Genomic DNA, 17944 nt, shown 5'->3' with positions numbered 1-17944 from the left:
GCATCTTTGCTTTTTAACGCAAATTTTCAAGAAAAATTCAACTCATGAGTGCAGAAAAAATCATCTTTTCCATGGCAGGGGTTTCCAAAATCTACCCGCCACAGAAAAAAGTCCTGAAAGATATCTACCTCTCATTTTTTTACGGTGCCAAAATAGGCGTCCTTGGCCTCAACGGTTCGGGGAAATCCTCCCTACTTCGGATCATTGCTGGGATCGATAAGGAATACCAAGGTGAAGTCGTCTTTTCCCCTGGATATACCGTAGGCATGCTGGAGCAAGAGCCCAAACTTGATCCAGACAAAACAGTAAAAGAGGTGGTCGAAGAAGCAGTAGCCGATACGGTTAATCTGTTGAAAGAATTTGAACAGATCAATGAGAAATTCATGGATCCAGCTTTGATGGAGGATCCTGATGCGATGAATAAGCTGATTGAGCGACAAGGAGAAGTTCAAGAGAAACTCGATGCGGCCAATGCCTGGGAACTCGATGTGATGTTAGACAAAGCCATGGATGCACTTCGTCTTCCTCCGGCAGATGCCAATGTGGACAATCTTTCCGGTGGGGAAAAAAGAAGGGTTGCCCTTTGTCGTTTATTGCTTCAAGAGCCGGATGTGTTGTTGCTCGATGAACCGACCAACCACCTGGATGCAGAGTCGGTTCATTGGCTAGAGCAGCACTTGAAAAACTACAAAGGAACCGTCATTGCAGTAACGCACGATCGGTACTTCCTAGATAATGTAGCAGGCTGGATACTTGAGCTCGATCGAGGAGAGGGAATTCCATGGAAAGGAAATTATTCCTCCTGGCTAGACCAAAAGCAACAGCGTCTCAAGCAAGAGGAAAAAACCGAATCCAAGCGCCAGAAAACCTTGGAACGGGAACTCGAGTGGATCCGAATGTCCCCTAAAGCCCGTCAATCCAAAGGAAAAGCCCGACTCAATGCCTATGATAAACTGGTCGGAGAGGAAGCAAAAGAGAAAGAAGCCAAGCTGGAATTATTCATTCCGCCGGGACCACGATTGGGAGCGAAAGTCATCGAGGCTAATCATGTTTCCAAAGCCTATGGCGACAAGTTGCTTTTTGAAGATTTGAGTTTCTCGCTACCACAAGGAGGAATTGTTGGGATTATTGGGCCGAATGGTGCTGGTAAAACTACCTTGTTCAAGTTGATTACCGGCCAGGAAAAGCCGGATTCTGGAAATTTCGAAGTCGGGGAAACCGTGAAGTTGGCCTATGTTGATCAGGAACATGATTCCCTTGATCCGGACAAAACGGTGTATCAATTGATTTCTGAAGGGAATGAATTGATGAAGCTGGGAAATAAAGAGGTTAATTCTCGGGCTTACGTATCCAAATTCAACTTTGCAGGCTCTGATCAGGAGAAAAAAGTCGGCGTACTTTCTGGTGGAGAACGAAACCGAGTTCATCTGGCTATCACGCTCAAAGAAGGTGGAAACTTGCTTCTTCTCGATGAACCAACCAACGACTTGGATGTGAACACGCTTCGTGCACTGGAAGAAGCCTTGGAAAACTTCGGAGGCTGTGCAGTGATTATTTCCCACGACCGATGGTTTTTGGACAGGATTTGCACCCATATTTTGGCTTTTGAGGGAGATTCTCAGGTCTATTGGTTTGAAGGAAACTTTTCCGACTACGAAGAGAATAAGAAGAAACGCCTCGGTGATGTGACGCCGAAACGGATTCGCTATAAGAATTTGAAATAGGTAGACAGTGGCAGTTTGCAGTGAATTCAGAAGTTCAAAATCAGAAATCTGAAAAAGCTAACCCCCTCGAGGAGAAATTTCCGAGGGGGTTTTTATTAAAAAAGCCGAACCAGACCCACGGCTGTTTGGGAAATTGACGATGCTTTTCTCAAAAGATGCGAGTGGAGAAATAAGTGAAGATGAGTTTTACGGAAAGATCTATGTGTAAACCTTTGCAAAGGATGGGAATTGGATCATTGATCCGCAGTTCTTTGGAGACAATGCCAAAAGATTGGGGGTGAATGCCCCTATTGATTATTCTGCGATTTCTTCGTTCCAAAGGAAAACCATCAACCATCAAACACTGGAGATGAATACCAGTGAAGGAAGCCGTACTCATCGCAATGGCACTGTAGGTGACACCCTTATTCTCGGTTATTCTAATGGTCATACGAGAGAGCTATTGAGGCGAAAATGAAAACATACAAATACCTCCATGCTTTCATTTTCCTCTGCCTTGGACTTTTGCTAATTGGTAAGAACTTGGATTTGTTTCCACTGCCCACATGGGTTTTGGGAGTAATTATTGCATGGGGAGCAATTGCTTTTTTTGTGGAAGGGATACGGGATAGAAAGAAAAACTAGCTAATCCTTTAAATTTCAAGCTAGTTAAAACTTTGGGGGAAATTCGAACTAACCCTTTTTCTTCCTCAACTCCAAGACCGTAATCTCCGGCCAAATTCCTACCCGACCCGGAAATGCCAAAAATCCAAAGCCCCGATTTACATGCAAGAAACGCCCCATTTCTTCGTAGAGTCCCGCCCATTTGGGATAGCGAAGGGAAGCTGGACTCCATTTGACCCAGCCTGGGATTTCGATCCCAAACTGCATCCCATGGGTATGGCCACTCAGCGTCAAGTGAATAAATTGAGAGAAATTCTTTACCTGCTCATCAAAATGGGAAGGATCATGACTCATCAGAATTTTGAAGCTTTGATTTCGAAGTTTTTCAGTTGCTTTTGCCAAGTCTCCATGTTGGGCAAAGCCTTTTCCCCAGTTTTCTACCCCGATCAAATCAATGCTTGACCTTCCCTTTTGAATTTGGATATTTTCGTTTCGAAGAAGCTGGAAGCCCAAATCCTTATGGACTTGGAAAAGTCGTCGCATGTTTTCCACTTTGGCCTCCCGATTTGGCCATTCCATGTAATCTCCGTAATCATGGTTTCCCAAAATTGAATATTTGCCCATCGGGGCTTCTAGCTTTTGGAAGGTTTCAATCCAAGGTTCCATTTCTGCTGCTTGATTATTAACCAAGTCTCCGGTGAAAAGAATGACATCTGAGTTTTGCTGATTGATCAGCTCTACGCCGTATTCCAGTTTCTTTTTGTTGTCAAAGCTCCCTGAGTGGATATCTGAAATCTGGGTAATGGTAAAACCATCAAATTCCTCTGGGAGCTCATCAAATTCCAGACGGTGTTTCACTACTCGGTAGCGATATTTTCCGATCAATACTCCATGTAAAATTCCTAAAAATGGAACAGCCGCTAGAATCAAAGCCGTCTGACTGATCATTTTTCTCCGTTCGGGTAAGAAGTCACCTTCTCTTCCTCCGGTGAATGATTGAAATCCTCCTGAAAACAAACGCAGCATATCCTCACCAAAAAGAAGTACCAAGATGATCAGTTTTGGGATAAGAGAAAGAATGAGTAGGGAGACCATTCGGCCAAAACTAAGAGTAATCGCTCCCCTTTCGAAAGTCAAAAATACATAGCCGACAAAGAAATAGACTAGCATCGAAAAGCCCCAAAAGGCATATTTGACCCAGGGTTGGGAAGGGAGGCCGGTTTTGAAAGCCTGGAAGGAATACCAGTCAATCAAGCCGAGGAAAAGGATGAATAGGGTTAATCGAATCAAAATGCTGATCACAGAGTTGTGGCTAAGGGTAAGTGGATTGTTTTTCGAATTTTAAATTACTAGAACGGACAGGGGAAAAGCAAGTTGGAAATATGGAAGGGAAATTCTGGATTCTAAAACCTCAAGTAAGGGAATTTTCAATTAGGGCGACTCTGTCAAGAGTCTTTTTTGCCCCTTTGTGTATTTTGGTAAGTCTTTTGCCTTTCTTTGTAAGGAAGACTTTTTCAAAACCAGCCTATTAACCTATGAGACAGCTACTCCTCAGACCCGGAGCAGAGGAACTTTCCTATGAAATCCGTGGAATCGTAAAAAAGGCCCGCCAAATCGAAGCGCTTGGCCACTCGATCACCTGGGAAAATATTGGTGATCCCATCCAAAAAAGTAATCAGGTGCCTGATTGGATGAAGGATATTATCGCTAACTTACTCAAAGAAGACAAAACCTACGGCTATGCGGATTCCAAAGGTGTACTGGAAACCCGACAGTTTTTAGCAGGACTGAACAATGAGAAAAGAGGCACTCAGATTACAGCCGAGGATATTTTGTTTTTCAATGGCTTAGGTGATGCAATTGCGAAGTTGTATCAATTCCTGGTCCCCACAGCGCGAATTATTGGGCCTTCACCGGCCTATTCGACACACAGTTCGGCCGAGGCCGCCCACGCCAATACTGCTCCAATTACCTACAAACTCGATCCGGATAATCAGTGGCTTCCTGATATGGAAGATCTTTTTTTGAAGGTCAAGTATAATCCCTCGATTGTCGGGATTTTAATTATCAATCCGGATAATCCTACTGGAATGGTTTATCCTAAGGAGGTTTTGGAAGGGTTTGTCAAAATTGCAGAGGAGTTTAACCTCTTGTTGATCGCAGATGAAATCTACCAGAATATCACGTACAACGGCATAGAGGCTGTGGCTTTGGCAGAAGTGATAGGTAGTCGTCCTGCGATTTCGCTAAAGGGAATTTCCAAAGAATTTCCATGGCCGGGAGCACGCTGTGGCTGGATGGAGTTTTATAATCGGGAAGCTTCAATCGAATTTTCCAAACTCTGCCAAACCCTCGAAAATGCAAAAATGATTGAAGTTTGCTCGACGATTTTACCGCAATTGGCAATCCCAAAAATCATGAACCATCCCAATTATCAGGCCTACAGAGAAGAGGCCAATGCGCAAATTGGGAAGCGGAGTGATTGGATGCGGGAGATCCTGGGAGATATCGAGGGAATCAAATTTAATCCCACTCAAGGGGCTTTTTACAATACGATTGTCTTTGATGAAAAACTTTTAAGCCCGAATCAATCTCTTCAGATTACCGATCCGCGTTTGCAAGGCATGCTTGATGCTTGGCTTCAGGATAAAAATATGCCTTTGGACAAGCGATTTGTCTATTATTTACTGGCTGCTGAGCAAATCTGTGTCGTTCCAATATCTTCTTTTTGCTCCGATTTGAGAGGGTTTCGAGTGACCCTGTTGGAAGAAAACGAGGAAGTGTTTAAAAACACCTTTGAACGACTGGGGCAAGCGATTAAACACTACCTGAAGTCAGAAGTCTAAAATCAGATCCTGATCCGCACCTCCGGTTGTACGAAGGTTCCAGCTGATCCACCTAAGTCTTGGGGTATTTTTGTTAGCTACGAACCTTTGTCTAATGGAGTTTTGTGGTTGCTGCTCGATCCTCTTATCCAAAGAGTCAGTAAAAGCTTTGGTAACATCGTAGGAACTGACCCGATTAAGCAAATAGTCTGTTTTGATCTTCAACGTTAAATTGCTGATTTTAGGGAGGGGATCAGGGGAGTACTTTTTCACCAAGGAACACCAATCCATCTACGCAATGGCCTAAACAACTCCTTGCCAAGTCGTTTTCTGAAAAGCTCCATGGACTAGACTTCCCCCTCCCAAGAAAGAAAAAAGAGAAAAAGAAAGAAAAAAAGAGAGAAAATATTTGCCATTTAGTTGAGTGCATTTTTTCTCAAGCGAAGGATTCCCTTTTGGTGGCTGTTGGTTGTAATTGTGTCCAATAAGAAAGTGGTAGAATACATCTCATAGAATGGCCCAGGTCCTTCAAAAACAGACCGATAAACTTTCTGTTTTTTATCCATGATTGGCCTTAGGGTATTTGGGCATGTATTTTAAAGTCCCATGTAAAATCACTACCGAGAGTACCCTTTCTCTATTTTTTCACAACTCCTCAATTTGAAATAGAAATAGGCCGTGCAGAATATCCATACATGCCAAGTCAAGGGACTGCTTTTCAGCTTGGCCTTTGGCTGCATTTCCCCTTCGATCAGGGTTGACTTTTTTTCGGTAATTAATTGAATATGTGATTTGTAGAATGCTGTTAACTCGAGCGGTAGCGAATACTCAGCCAGGCGATTAATTAAACTGTGGGTAAAAAAGCCCAAGGAGTGGTTGCCGAATACGGCACGATCCATAAAAAAATATGCAGAGGTAAAAACTTTGTTTTTTAATTTATTCAAAATTTTCAGGAATTAAAAGTAAAAAATACCACTATATTTGCGGTTGAAATCGATTTCGAACCAAAAGAAAAAAGGGGAAAAAACGAAGTAGCTATAGGAATATTATAAATTCCTTTGGCAGAATTAATTATTTCCAATAACTTTGCACTCCGATTCGGTATAGGGGAACAAAAAGAACTTTATTTAAATTAAGATATGGCAAATCACAAATCAGCTCTGAAAAGAATTCGTGCCAACGAAGCGAAGCGTTTGAGAAACAGATATCAGGCTAAGACGACCAGAACATTCATCAAAAGATTGAAGGCGACTACTGATAAAGTAGAGGCTCAAGAGCTTTATGTGAAAGTATCTTCTCTGCTAGATAAACTGGCTAAGAAAAACGTCATTCATAAAAACAACGCCAGCAACAAGAAATCTAGATTGGCCAAATTTGTAAACGCTTTAGCGTAATCAATTTTCTGTATAGAATTGAAAACCCTGCTAGTCGGGGTTTTTTTTATGCCTAAAGATTAGTATTTTTAGTTTTACTTTTTAGAAATAAATGAGTTATGGAACAGTATTCTTCGATAAAAATCTCCCAGCTTGCCCAGGAGGATCGACCTCGGGAAAAACTCCTACTCCGTGGAAAAACTGCACTTAGCGATGCGGAGCTCATTGCCATTTTAATTGGTTCGGGGACACCCAAAATCAGTGCTGTCGATTTATCTCGGCATATTTTGGCTTCTGTCAGTCATGATTTGGCTGCCTTGGCTCGGATGAGTATTCAGGATCTCAAAAAATTCAAGGGAATCGGCGAAGCAAAAGCCATCAGCATTGTCAGTGCATTGGAGCTTGGACGGAGACGAAAGATTGCAGAACCTCAAAAGCGATTTAAAATTTCCAGTTCTAGGGATGTTTTTGAACTGATGAAGCCTGAGCTTTATGACGAAGTCGTGGAACATTTTTACGTTCTTCTCCTTACCCGGAGAAATCAAGTGATCAAGAAAGAGCGGATTTCTCAGGGAGGGACTTCCGGTACCGTAGTCGATGCTAAGCTCGTATTCAAATCTGCTTTAGACTATCAGGCTCAGTCCATAATTTTGATTCATAATCATCCCAGTGGCAGTCTCAGTCCTTCTGAACAAGATCGACGGTTGACTAGACGGTTAACAGATATTGGTCGTGCGATGGATTTACCAGTTCTTGATCATGTGATTTTTACAGATACGGGCTATTTTAGCTTTGCCGATGAAGGCATTTTATAGCCAAACGCTTGGAGAAAAGAAGATCAGAACTAGTGCCGATCAGGGATAGCTCGTATTTTTGAGCACTGGATGAATTAGTCTGTTGTTGAAAAAGGGGCACAGGAAAATTGATCATGATTCATGAAATCGAGTATGAATTAAAACGTTAACAAATAGGGATGACTATTTCCTCAGCGAGATTTCATGCGGGGACTAAAGAACAAGCAAAAACAGATGAAGACCAACCATATCATATTAATTTTTGTCTCTGTGGTCATTTTGGCTGCAGTGGTGTATACCCTGACTAGTGCTGAGGACCCGGAAACCTACATCGAAAAAATCGAAGCTGAGCGAGATCGGCAGTTTAAGTTTGTCCGATACAATATTGATTCTCCACTGACTGAAGATCAAAAACGTGATTTTAAGGAATTGAATTTTTACCCCATTGATCCGGCCTATAAAGTCCGAGCCAGACTAGTTTCTATCGAAAATAAAAAAGTCCGTGAGCTTCCCATGACTGACGGGACCAAAGAGCGCTATATCGAGCATGCTTTTGCAGAATTTGAATTGGGAGGGAAAACCAACCGCCTACTGTTGCTTCAAGCCATGGACGAACCGGATAAGCGGAATTTCTTTTTGGCTTTTGCAGACGATACCAGTGGAGAAGAAACTTATGGGGGAGGTCGCTACATCAATGCCCGTCAGGATGGTAAAAATAGCATCACGATCGATTTTAACTTGGCTTATAATCCCTATTGCGCTTATAATCCAGACTATGCTTGTCCATTGCCGCCCAGAGAAAATTTACTGGAGATCCCAATTGAGGCCGGGGAGAAAAATTATAAAGAATAGGCTTTAGCCTCATCTAAAAGCGTTAAATTTGTAATCATTTAGGTAGGAAAAAAGGGTTCTTGAACCCTTTTTCTTTAGATAGGGTGTATAAATCACCGAATTGCTGTTTACTATGAAAATCTCAATCAATCGATTAAAAAAATACATTGCCCTAACTGAATCTCCGGAAGAGATTGCTGCTCTGTTGACTCAGTCTGGCTTGGAAGTCGAAGGAATCGAAGAGTTTGTTTCGATACCAGGTGCTTTGGAAGGGATCGTAATTGGAGAAGTCCTGACCTGTGTCAAGCATCCGGATGCGGATAAACTAAGCTTGACTACAGTGGATATTGGTGCCGACGAACCTTCACAAATCGTATGTGGTGCTCCAAATGTCGCTGCCGGTCAGAAGGTGCTTGTGGCCACGGTAGGAGCAACCTTATATCCGACAGAAGGAGATTCCTTTACCATCAAAAAGGCCAAAATTCGTGGGCAAGTTTCGGAGGGAATGATCTGTGCCGAGGATGAATTGGGACTAGGAGTTAGTCATGATGGCATTATGGTATTGGATACAGATTTGCCGAATGGAACTCCCGCTTCCAAATTGATTCCTGTTACTCAGGATCAGGTCTTGGAGATTGGCCTAACACCTAATCGAGCCGATGCGGCTTCTCATTTAGGCGTAGCCCGGGATTTAAAAGCTTTGTTGGGACGCCCACTTTGCATGGATCAGATCCCTGAATTGCAGGTTGAGGGAGATCTGAAAGCAATCGAAGTAACAGTAGAAAATGCTGCTGATTGTCCACGATATGCCGGTGTAGTGATTTCTGATTTGAAGGTAGCCCCCTCACCTCAGTGGTTGCAGGATTTTCTCCATGCACTCGATTTGGAACCGATCAATAATGTGGTGGATATTACCAATTTCATTTTGCATGATTTGGGCCAGCCGCTTCATGCTTTTGATGCGGATAAAATTTCAGGGAGCAAAGTCATTGTGAAAAAACTTCCCAAAGACACAAAATTCATCACCTTGGACGAAAAGGAACGAAAACTCTCTGGCCAAGAGCTGATGATTTGTGATGCAGAGGGGGGGATGTGTATTGGCGGAATTTTTGGAGGAAAAAGCTCGGGGGTATCCGAGAAGACAACTTCAATTTTCTTGGAGTCGGCCTATTTTTCTCCTGACGTCATCCGAAAAGGAGCTCAGTTTCATGGTCTGAAGACGGATGCTTCCTTCCGGTTTGAGCGAGGAACAGATCCGAATATGCCTGTCTATGCACTCAAAAAAGCAGTAAAACTGCTTCAGGAAATTGCGGGTGGAAAGGTAAGTTCCCAAATCATAGACTACTACCCCAATCCTGTTGCCGACTTTGAAATTGAGGTAGAATATGGCCATATCAATCGATTAATTGGGAAAAAGATCGAACCAGCACAAGTGAAATCAATATTGGAAGGACTGGAAATTGGCGTGCAAAATGAGAGCGAATCAGGATTCAAGGCTATCGTCAAGCCCTATCGAGTGGATGTAACCCGAGAGGCGGATATCATTGAGGAGGTGCTTCGAATCTATGGTTTTCAGCAAGTTGCTCTTTCCGAAAATCTTAAAACCGATTATCTCGCTGAGCATCCGGTGAAGGATTTGAATAAACTTCAGTATCGGCTTTCAGAAATTCTCGGTGCTCAAGGATACCAGGAGATGATCACCAATAGCCTAACCAAACCGTCCTATGCTGAGAAATCCGCCTTTTTGGATCCTAAATTCAATGTAGAAATCTACAATAAGCTTAGTGAGGACTTGGGGGTGATGCGGCAGACCTTACTGTTCAGCGGATTGGAGGTTTTAGCCCATAATATCAACCGAAGACAAACCGATCTGAAGCTTTTCGAATTTGGAACAGTGTACCAAAAAAGGGAAGGAAGCTATCAAGAGGGACGGCGATTGGCAATTTTTCATTCAGGAAATCGTTCAGCTGAAAGCTGGATCGAGCCTGCCAAACCGTTTGCATTTGCGGACCTGTATGCCACAATTGAGCAAATTTTAGATAAGCTCACTATTTCAATCGGAGAAGTGGAAATGCTGGAGTCCAGTCCTTTCGCGTACGGCTTACGATTAAAGCTAGGATCAAAGGAACTAGGGGTGATTGGTCTGGTAGATGATCAGCTTTTGAAGCTTGCTGAAGTTCGCCAGGAGGTCTGGTATGCAGATTTGGACTGGGATTTACTTTGCAAAAAGGCTTCCGGGCTTAAAAAATATCAGGAGATTTCTAAGTTTCCGGAGGTGCGGAGGGATTTGTCCCTGGTATTGGATAAGTCAGTAAGCTATGATCAGGTGAAGCAGGTAGCTATCAAGGCAGGAGGAAAGTTACTTCAACGAATTGGAGTATTTGATGTCTATCAGGGCGATAAAATCGAAGCTGGAAAAAAAGCCTATGCGTTGAGTTTTCATCTTCAAGATCAGGAAAATACATTGACTGATAAGGTTATTGACAAAACAATGAGTAAATTGATTCAGGCTTTCCAAAACCAAGTGGGAGCGCTAATCCGAATGTAGTAAATGATTCACGAGGAACTGCAAAAATTAGAAAAACTAGCCCGACAGGCAAGTATGCGATTGCTGGAGCTTCAGGAAGAGAACCGGCAGTTGAAAGAAAATTTGGCAGAAGTTAATGCCACTTTGGAAAAGAAAGCGCAGGAAATCGATGATTTTAAAAATAAAATTAAAATTAGTAACATTGTGGACAACCGACCGGTGAATCCCGAGGATTCGGCCGAAATGAGTGACTTAATCAATAATTATATACAAGAAATCGATCAGTTGATCACCTACTTATCCGAGTGATATGGAGACACTTGCCATTCGAATCAAAATTGGGGACCGCGAGTACCCTATGCGCGTGAAGGTGGAGGATGAATCAAAAATCCGCCATGCAGGTAAGCTGATCAATGAGAAACTGAGAAAGTATAAGTCAGAATTTGGATTGGATGACAATCAGGATTTACTGGCTATGGTGGCATTCGACTGTATGGTCGAGTCTTTGGAGACCAATGAGGTCAACGCCGAAGATAGTGAGCACATCAAAAGTAGTCTTGCACAGATCAATTCCCTACTTTCAAAAGTTGTATAAATATTGAAATACCACTGATTTTCCGAGTTTTTTAGGATTCCTGCAGGTTTTATTTATACCAAAATACCTATGGGAGAAGTGCTATACATTATCCTCGCAGGCCTAGTAGGCCTGGGCGCAGGAGCGACGCTTGCAGGCGTACTAATTAAAAATAAAAATCAAAAATTAGAGGAAGAGGCCAAAGAAAAGGTCAAGTCCATGCTCAGAGAAGCTGAAATTTCAGCCGAGTCTTTGAAAAAGGATAAAATTCTTGAAGCCAAGGAGAAATACCTGAAAATTAAGGCTGACTTTGATGAGGAGATGTCTCATAAAAAGAACATTATCCTCACCAATGAAAACAAAGTAAAGCAGCGTGAGCAGCAGGTATCGAAAGAATTGGAGCAAGTAAAGCGCAAAGAAGCTGAACTGGATAGCAAGAAAGAAAACCTCAATGCGCAGCTGCATGCCGTTCAGGTAAAGAAAGAAGAGCTCGACCGCATTACCAATCAGCGGATTTCGGACTTGGAAAAAATTGCAGCATTGACCCGTGAAGAAGCGCGCGAACAATTGATCCAAATGCTCACAGAGGAAGCCAATACCAAAGCCTCTTCTCAGATCAAGGATATTCTAGACGAAGCCAAACTGACGGCCACCAAGCAGGCAAAAAAAATCGTATTAGATACGATTCAGCGAACTGCTACAGAACATGCCATCGAAAACTGTGTCTCGGTGTTTAATATCGAAAGTGACGATATCAAAGGAAAAATCATCGGCAGAGAAGGCCGAAATATCCGAGCTTTAGAAGCGGCTACTGGAGTTGAAATCGTTGTAGATGATACCCCGGAGGCGATTATCATTTCTGGATTTGATCCGGTGAGAAGGGAGATTGCCAAGCTTTCGCTTCACCGATTGGTGCAAGACGGTAGAATTCATCCAGCTCGAATCGAGGAGGTAGTTGCCAAAACCGAGAAAAACATTGAAGAGGAAATCGTTGAAATCGGGGAACGAACTTGCATCGACTTGGGTGTGCATGGATTACATCCTGAATTAATCAAAATGGTAGGACGAATGAGATTCCGTTCTTCCTATGGGCAGAACCTTTTGCAGCACTCCAGAGAAGTGGCAAAGCTTTCTGCTACAATGGCCGCTGAAATGGGGTTGAATGCCAAGCTCGCCAAGCGGGCTGGACTGCTTCACGATATCGGAAAGGTTTGGCATGAGGAGCAGGAACTGCCTCATGCGATTTTAGGGATGGAACTCGCCAAGCGATACAAGGAAAATCCAGAAGTATGCAATGCCATCGGAGCTCACCACGATGAGATTGAAATGACCTCCATGATTTCGCCAATTGTGCAAGCTTCTGATGCGATCTCAGGATCTAGACCGGGGGCACGTCGAGAAATCATGGATAGCTACATCAAGCGTCTCAAAGAGCTGGAGGAATTAGCACTGAGCTTTGACGGGGTGAATAAATGCTTTGCGATGCAAGCGGGGCGAGAACTCCGGGTTTTGGTCGATGCAGACAATGTGGATGATCAGACTGCAGGAAAGCTTTCTTTTGACATTTCACAAAAAATTGAAAAGGAAATGCAATATCCCGGTCAGATCAAAATTACAGTAATCAGAGAAATGCGAGCGGTTAATTACGCTCGTTAAACGATAATCAGGCAGCTCTTTAGGGAGCTGCTTTTTTTCTATGCCCTTCAGTATTCAATTAGTAAATTTTTTCACCGAATCGATTTATCGACTTGGCCTTTGGCTTTTTAGGTACCGACTGTCCCATTCGGAGATCGAAACCTTGCAAAATCTTTCGCGCTATTACCAAGTCCTGAAGCCTGAACATCAAAAGGAGTTTCGTGGCAAACTTTCCTATATTTTGACGACCAAAAAATTCATTCCTAGGGGAGGATTAACAGAAATTACTTCCGAAATGAAAATTTTGATCGGAGCGACTATCGTTCAGGTGACTTTTGGGCTTCCACGGGTTTCGCTAAGTCATTTCAGTAAAATTCTGGTGTATCCTGATCGATACATTTCGACAATTTCTCAAGCCTACCACCGAGGGGAAGTCAATCCCCGTCTGGGAATAATCGTGCTCTCCTGGCCTTGTTTTATCGAAGGATTTATAGACGAAACGGATGGAATTAACCTAGGGATTCATGAGGTAGCGCATGCGCTGAAATTGGAAAATCGCATTCGAAGCAATGATGAGTTTAATTTTCTGAATCCCCAACTTTGGAGAAGCTATGAGGAATTAGCACAACGGGAAATGAATTTGATCCAAACTGGAGGATCTGATTTTTTTAGAAAAAGAGGGGCTGAAAATGAGCATGAGTTCTTTGCTGTGGCACTTGAGAATTTCTTTGAAAGACCGGAACAGTTTAAAGCAAAAAAACCGGAGTTATATTCGGTATTGGTGAACCTACTGATTCAAGACCCAATTTTTCTAAAGTCCGCACGTAGGAACTCAAGCTAAATCCCAAGTTTTCTCAAGCTCCTGAAAAGCTGCCAATAGCGATTCCTTGAATCCCTTTAAGTTGCTCAAGTCCGTTTCCCAAAGTTGTTCATTTTTTAAGATCTCATCTAAAGTCGATGATAAATTGGGTAACTGCCAAGCATTACTTAAAAAAATTGTGAAACGCCTATCCTCTCGAATGGGAAGTTTTTGGCCCTGAAATTCGCCTTTGTAAAAAAGGAGTAAGGCAGCAAAAGATTGCATGAGGTATTTTGGCCATACTCCTCTTTCGTTTTCATATGCCACGATGGAGGGCAAAATGCGAACCTTAAACTTGGATATACTATTGAGTGCGATGTCTGCGAGCTGATGCTCCAAATAGGGGTTGGCAAACCGCTCCAAAACGGCAGTAGCATATCTTTCCAGTTCATTAGAATCCGGTGAAAGACTTGGAATGATTTCGCCAAAAATAATGGACTTCAGCCACTGACTAATTTTTGGAGTCTTAATCGCTTCCTTGACAGTTCGGGTACCATTTAGAATGGCGAAGGGTACCAAGGCAGTGTGGGCTCCATTTAGAATCCGTACTTTTCGAGTGCGGTAGAATTCGAGGTCTTTGACAAATTTGATATTTAAATCGGCTTTTTCCCAGTTGATTTCAGATTGAAGCTGTTCAGCTCCTTCGATTGCCCAGAGGTAGTAAGGCTCAGCCATAACGATCAATTTGTCCGGTTTGCCGATTTTTTGCTCAAGCTCTTCCACTTGATCTTTTGGGAATCCCGGGACAATCCGATCGACTAATGTGTTGTAAAATGAGCAGGAATCATTCAGCCATTGGTCAAATTCTTCGGGAAGCCCCCATAGCTGAGTATAGGAGCGAATACATTTTTTGAGCTTATCGCCATTTTTCTCAATCAGTTCACAAGGCAATACCTGTAGTCCCTTTGCTGGATCTTCCCGAAAAAACTTAAATCGATGAAAAAGCAATGCGGTCAGTTTGGCAGGGAAAGTATTTGGGATTTGTTGAAAAGAATCGTCCTTGGGATCAAATACGATTCCTGCTTCTGTGGTATTGCTAATCACATAACGCAAGTCTGGAATCTCCCCAATTTTCAAATAATCTGCATACGAATCGAAAATTGAGCTGTATTTTTTGATACAATTAATGAGATCAATACGGTCTACCTGTTGACCATTTTCCAAGCCGGCAACCCAAACATGATATTGGTTTTTTTGAAGCAGCATTCGATCATCCGGCTTGGGATTATGGATTTGAAGGCTGTGAATGCCTCCCGAAAATAGCCCTTGATTGATTAATTGTTGGAAAATCCAATCGGCAAAGCCTCGTAGAAAATTCCCGTTTCCGAATTGGAGAATCGATATTTTTTCTTCTGATTCCATTTCAAAAAAATCAAAGTGACACTCCTCTTTTCCAAGGGATGAAATCATCCTGCCCCAAGTCCATTGCCTTGGTGGATTTCTTCCCGCTTGCGATTTGAATGATTAGTTGCAATAGTTCCTCTCCCATCTCAGAGATGGTTTTTTCTCCTGAAATAATGGAACCCGTATTGAAATCAATCAAGTCAGGCATGCGCTCAGCAAGTCGATTATTGGTAGATACTTTGACCACCGGACAAATTGGATTTCCGGTAGGAGTACCCAGGCCGGTGGAAAATAAGATGATATTGCATCCTGCCCCTGCCAAGGCCGTGGTACTTTCCACATCATTCCCTGGGGTACAAAGAAGGTTTAATCCCGCTTCTTTGACATATTCTCCATAGTCTAACACGTCTGTGATGGGGGAGGATCCGCCTTTTTTAGCTGCTCCACAGGATTTGATCGCATCGGTAATTAGCCCATCCCGAATATTACCGGGAGAAGGATTCATGTCAAAGCCGGAACCGACTGCTTCGGCGGAAGCCGAATAGGCCCGCATGAGTTGGGTGAACTTTTCAGCTTTTTCAAGATTCACGCAGCGGTTGATTAATTCCTGTTCTACACCGCAAAGTTCGGGAAACTCAGAAAGCACCGCGCTACCGCCCAAAGCAGTAATCAAATCTGAAACATGCCCCAAGACAGGGTTGGCAGAAATACCCGAAAAGCCATCGGATCCCCCACATTCCAGGCCTATTTTGAGTTTGGAAAGGGGAGCGGGTTTACGGAAAATGGCATTTGCCCGATTCAGTTGGAGAAAAGTTTGTGTGATTGCTTTTTGTAATAATTGTTCTTCAGTTCCTTCCTGCTGTTGCTCAAAAATCAACAGTGGTTTTTGAAAACTTGGATTTAGCTCATTTAATTTTTCTTTAAGGATAGCGGTTTGAGCATGCTGGCATCCCAGACTCAAAACCGTTGCTCCAGCTACATTGGGATGATGGATGTATCCGGCGAGAAGCTTGCAAAGCATTTCGGCATCTTGCCTGGTACCTCCGCACCCCCCTTGATGGGTGAGAAATTTAATCCCGTCAATATTTTCAAATATTTTATTTGTAGTGGCAGTTTGAAAAGGTTCGAAAAATTGCTCGCTCGCAGCCTCTTTGGATTGGGATTGGAGTATGAGTTGGCGAACCAAGTATTTATAGGGATTGGGTTTTGCGTAGCCCAATTCCTCTAAAAAGGCTTCTTTTATAATTTCCACATTTCTGTTTTCACAGAATACGAGTGGGATTATCAGCCAAAAATTTGCGGTTCCGACTTGTCCGTCTTCCCGGTGATAGCCAAGGAAAGTTTGTTTTTCGAAAGCAGAACTATCGGGGGAAGTCCATGAGTATTCTGCTGTTTTATGTTTAAAGTCACTAGCATCATGTTTGGTGTTGAGGGTGGTGAGGAGCGCTCCTTTTGAAATGAATGATTGAGCTTTGCCAACTGTCACTCCATACATAATGATCCGATCCCCGGGGGTCATGTCTTGAATGCAAAATTTATGTTTGGCCGGGATGGGCTCGAGAATAGAGATGAATTCGCCATTGAGTTCAAAAACTTCATTTCTTTCCAAGTCTGTGAGCGCTACTATGGCATTGTCGTCAGGATGTATTTGAAGAATTCTTCGGTTCATAGGTTTAGTTTCTTTCCCTAAGATAGTCTCATTTTTCACAATCCGGTTAATGGCAATTTGAGGAAGAGTGATGAATAAGGAAAGTGAAAATTGATTTTCACCTTTTTTTACCAGAAGGCAAAGAAAATCGATTCCGTAAATAGCTGGGCAATTGTAAGCAGAAAACCTTATTATTGTCTAACTGAGTCAATTGACAATGAACCCTTATTTCAACCATAGTGCTTTCTTTTTCTTAATTCTTGGATTGTTTTTGTCCAGTTGTCAAAATGTGCTGCAGGTCAGGGAAATCAAGATGGGGCATGCTTTGGTGACCTCTCACCCAGTCCATGAGGCGATGGTTTTTTTGGCGAAGCGTGTGGAGGAAAAATCTGGCGGAAAACTTCAAATCAAGGTTTATCCCAACCAGCAATTGGGTACGGAGCGAGAACTTTTGGAGCTTTTACAAATCGGTAGTTTGGGGATGACGAAGGTTTCGGCTGCTGCTTTGGAGGGGTTTGCCCCTACGATGCAGGTTTTTGGGATGCCTTACCTGTTTAAAGATGATGCACATCAAAAGCGAGTTTTAGAAGGGCCAATTGGCAAGCAATTGCTTTTGGATCCAGAAAAATACTGGCTAAGAGGGCTCTGTTATTACGATGGGGGAAAGCGGAGTTTTTATTCCAAAGAAAAACCTATTGAAAGCCCTGAAGATTTGAAAGGGCTAAAGATCCGAGTGATGGAAAGTAATATGGCCACCAATATGGTCCGCTCCATGGGAGGTTCGCCGACACCGGTTGCCTATGGAGAGCTTTACAGTGCATTGCAGCAGGGAATCGTGGATGGGGCAGAAAACAATCCTCCGAGTCTCTACACATCCAAGCATTATGAAATCTGTAAATATTACAGCATTGATGAGCATACCGTCCTTCCTGATGTGGTGCTGATTAGTACCAAAGTTTGGGAAAGCCTAAATCCAGAGGAACAACAGTGGATACAGGAGGCTGCCGATGAATCCTCCCGACTCCAATATAAGATTTGGGCGGAGTCCACAGCGGAGTCATTGCGCGAGCTAGAGAAAGCAGGTGTTCAGATCAGCTATCCGGACAAATCAAAATTTAGGGAAGGGGTTGCCTCCATGTATGAGCAGATGAAGGTCGAACAGCCCGATATCTATAAAATTATTGAAGCGATTCAAGCAGTGGATTAA

General features: G+C 43.0%; 15 protein-coding genes. 11 read left to right on the top strand and 4 right to left on the bottom strand.

Going from position 1 to position 17944, the window contains the following annotated elements; translation table 11 throughout:
* Positions 1 to 44: 44 nt before the first annotated feature.
* Positions 45 to 1724, top strand: a complete 1680-nt coding sequence (gene ettA / locus Q0L00_RS04810; RefSeq protein ID WP_297335730.1) for an energy-dependent translational throttle protein EttA — start codon at positions 45 to 47, stop codon at positions 1722 to 1724.
* A gap of 148 nt (positions 1725 to 1872) precedes the next feature.
* On the opposite strand, the gene Q0L00_RS04805 is transcribed toward ettA, so the two are convergent.
* The gene (locus Q0L00_RS04805) at positions 1873 to 2154 is read right to left on the bottom strand and encodes a hypothetical protein (protein ID WP_297335729.1); all 282 of its coding nucleotides are present in this window, start codon (positions 2152 to 2154) and stop codon (positions 1873 to 1875) included.
* A gap of 242 nt (positions 2155 to 2396) precedes the next feature.
* Positions 2397 to 3629, bottom strand: a complete 1233-nt coding sequence (locus Q0L00_RS04800; RefSeq protein ID WP_297335728.1) for a metallophosphoesterase — start codon at positions 3627 to 3629, stop codon at positions 2397 to 2399.
* Between the two features lie 233 nt (positions 3630 to 3862).
* Between Q0L00_RS04800 and Q0L00_RS04795 the strand changes: the two genes are divergently transcribed.
* From Q0L00_RS04795 to Q0L00_RS04755, 9 genes are all read left to right on the top strand, one after another.
* Positions 3863 to 5173: a pyridoxal phosphate-dependent aminotransferase gene (locus Q0L00_RS04795; RefSeq protein WP_297335727.1), complete on the top strand. Its 1311-nt coding sequence runs from the start codon at positions 3863 to 3865 to the stop codon at positions 5171 to 5173.
* 1118 nt (positions 5174 to 6291) lie between these two features.
* Complete coding sequence (rpsT, locus tag Q0L00_RS04790; protein ID WP_087939707.1) at positions 6292 to 6546, top strand: 30S ribosomal protein S20; 255 nt, start codon at positions 6292 to 6294, stop codon at positions 6544 to 6546.
* Between the two features lie 98 nt (positions 6547 to 6644).
* The gene (gene radC, locus Q0L00_RS04785) at positions 6645 to 7340 is read left to right on the top strand and encodes a DNA repair protein RadC (protein ID WP_297335726.1); all 696 of its coding nucleotides are present in this window, start codon (positions 6645 to 6647) and stop codon (positions 7338 to 7340) included.
* Positions 7341 to 7553: 213 nt separating this feature from the next.
* Complete coding sequence (locus tag Q0L00_RS04780; RefSeq protein WP_297335725.1) at positions 7554 to 8171, top strand: DUF1684 domain-containing protein; 618 nt, start codon at positions 7554 to 7556, stop codon at positions 8169 to 8171.
* 112 nt (positions 8172 to 8283) lie between these two features.
* Positions 8284 to 10698, top strand: a complete 2415-nt coding sequence (gene pheT, locus Q0L00_RS04775) for a phenylalanine--tRNA ligase subunit beta (protein ID WP_297335724.1) — start codon at positions 8284 to 8286, stop codon at positions 10696 to 10698.
* Positions 10699 to 10701: 3 nt separating this feature from the next.
* Positions 10702 to 10986: a hypothetical protein gene (locus tag Q0L00_RS04770; protein ID WP_297335723.1), complete on the top strand. Its 285-nt coding sequence runs from the start codon at positions 10702 to 10704 to the stop codon at positions 10984 to 10986.
* Between the two features lies 1 nt (position 10987).
* Positions 10988 to 11272 carry a cell division protein ZapA gene (locus Q0L00_RS04765; RefSeq protein ID WP_297335722.1) on the top strand — a complete coding sequence of 95 codons (285 nt, stop codon included), beginning with the start codon at positions 10988 to 10990 and terminating at the stop codon, positions 11270 to 11272.
* A 69-nt stretch (positions 11273 to 11341) separates the two neighbouring features.
* Positions 11342 to 12907, top strand: a complete 1566-nt coding sequence (gene rny, locus Q0L00_RS04760) for a ribonuclease Y (RefSeq protein WP_297335721.1) — start codon at positions 11342 to 11344, stop codon at positions 12905 to 12907.
* A gap of 40 nt (positions 12908 to 12947) precedes the next feature.
* Positions 12948 to 13727 (top strand): zinc-dependent peptidase, encoded by a 780-nt coding sequence (locus tag Q0L00_RS04755; RefSeq protein ID WP_297335720.1) that lies wholly within the window; start codon positions 12948 to 12950, stop codon positions 13725 to 13727.
* Here Q0L00_RS04755 and Q0L00_RS04750 read toward each other — a convergent pair.
* Both Q0L00_RS04750 and Q0L00_RS04745 read right to left on the bottom strand, forming a co-directional pair.
* Positions 13719 to 15107 carry a tagaturonate reductase gene (locus Q0L00_RS04750; RefSeq protein WP_297335719.1) on the bottom strand — a complete coding sequence of 463 codons (1389 nt, stop codon included), beginning with the start codon at positions 15105 to 15107 and terminating at the stop codon, positions 13719 to 13721. The genes Q0L00_RS04755 and Q0L00_RS04750 overlap by 9 nt on opposite strands.
* Before the next feature lie 10 nt (positions 15108 to 15117).
* Positions 15118 to 16758 (bottom strand): altronate dehydratase family protein, encoded by a 1641-nt coding sequence (locus Q0L00_RS04745; RefSeq protein ID WP_297335718.1) that lies wholly within the window; start codon positions 16756 to 16758, stop codon positions 15118 to 15120.
* 196 nt (positions 16759 to 16954) lie between these two features.
* Here Q0L00_RS04745 and Q0L00_RS04740 point away from each other — a divergent pair, with 196 nt between their 5' ends.
* On the top strand, positions 16955 to 17944 hold the full coding sequence (locus tag Q0L00_RS04740) for a TRAP transporter substrate-binding protein (protein WP_297335717.1): 990 nt from the start codon (positions 16955 to 16957) through the stop codon (positions 17942 to 17944).

The organism is Algoriphagus sp. (assembly GCF_024305035.1).
GTDB lineage: Bacteria > Bacteroidota > Bacteroidia > Cytophagales > Cyclobacteriaceae > Algoriphagus.
The sequence above is the reverse complement of the archived record's forward strand: the minus strand, read 5'-3'. Positions and strand labels throughout refer to the sequence as shown.

Bases quoted from the DNA above. Each gene is read 5' to 3' on its own strand.
- ettA (WP_297335730.1), top strand. From the start codon at position 45: ATGAGTGCAGAAAAAATCATCTTTTCCATGGCAGGGGTTTCCAAAATC.
- Q0L00_RS04805 (WP_297335729.1), bottom strand. From the start codon at position 2,154: ATGACCATTAGAATAACCGAGAATAAGGGTGTCACCTACAGTGCCATT.
- Q0L00_RS04795 (WP_297335727.1), top strand. From the start codon at position 3,863: ATGAGACAGCTACTCCTCAGACCCGGAGCAGAGGAACTTTCCTATGAA.
- rpsT (WP_087939707.1), top strand. From the start codon at position 6,292: ATGGCAAATCACAAATCAGCTCTGAAAAGAATTCGTGCCAACGAAGCG.
- radC (WP_297335726.1), top strand. From the start codon at position 6,645: ATGGAACAGTATTCTTCGATAAAAATCTCCCAGCTTGCCCAGGAGGAT.
- Q0L00_RS04780 (WP_297335725.1), top strand. From the start codon at position 7,554: ATGAAGACCAACCATATCATATTAATTTTTGTCTCTGTGGTCATTTTG.
- pheT (WP_297335724.1), top strand. From the start codon at position 8,284: ATGAAAATCTCAATCAATCGATTAAAAAAATACATTGCCCTAACTGAA.
- Q0L00_RS04770 (WP_297335723.1), top strand. From the start codon at position 10,702: ATGATTCACGAGGAACTGCAAAAATTAGAAAAACTAGCCCGACAGGCA.
- Q0L00_RS04765 (WP_297335722.1), top strand. From the start codon at position 10,988: ATGGAGACACTTGCCATTCGAATCAAAATTGGGGACCGCGAGTACCCT.
- rny (WP_297335721.1), top strand. From the start codon at position 11,342: ATGGGAGAAGTGCTATACATTATCCTCGCAGGCCTAGTAGGCCTGGGC.
- Q0L00_RS04755 (WP_297335720.1), top strand. From the start codon at position 12,948: ATGCCCTTCAGTATTCAATTAGTAAATTTTTTCACCGAATCGATTTAT.
- Q0L00_RS04750 (WP_297335719.1), bottom strand. From the start codon at position 15,107: ATGGAATCAGAAGAAAAAATATCGATTCTCCAATTCGGAAACGGGAAT.
- Q0L00_RS04745 (WP_297335718.1), bottom strand. From the start codon at position 16,758: ATGAACCGAAGAATTCTTCAAATACATCCTGACGACAATGCCATAGTA.
- Q0L00_RS04740 (WP_297335717.1), top strand. From the start codon at position 16,955: ATGAACCCTTATTTCAACCATAGTGCTTTCTTTTTCTTAATTCTTGGA.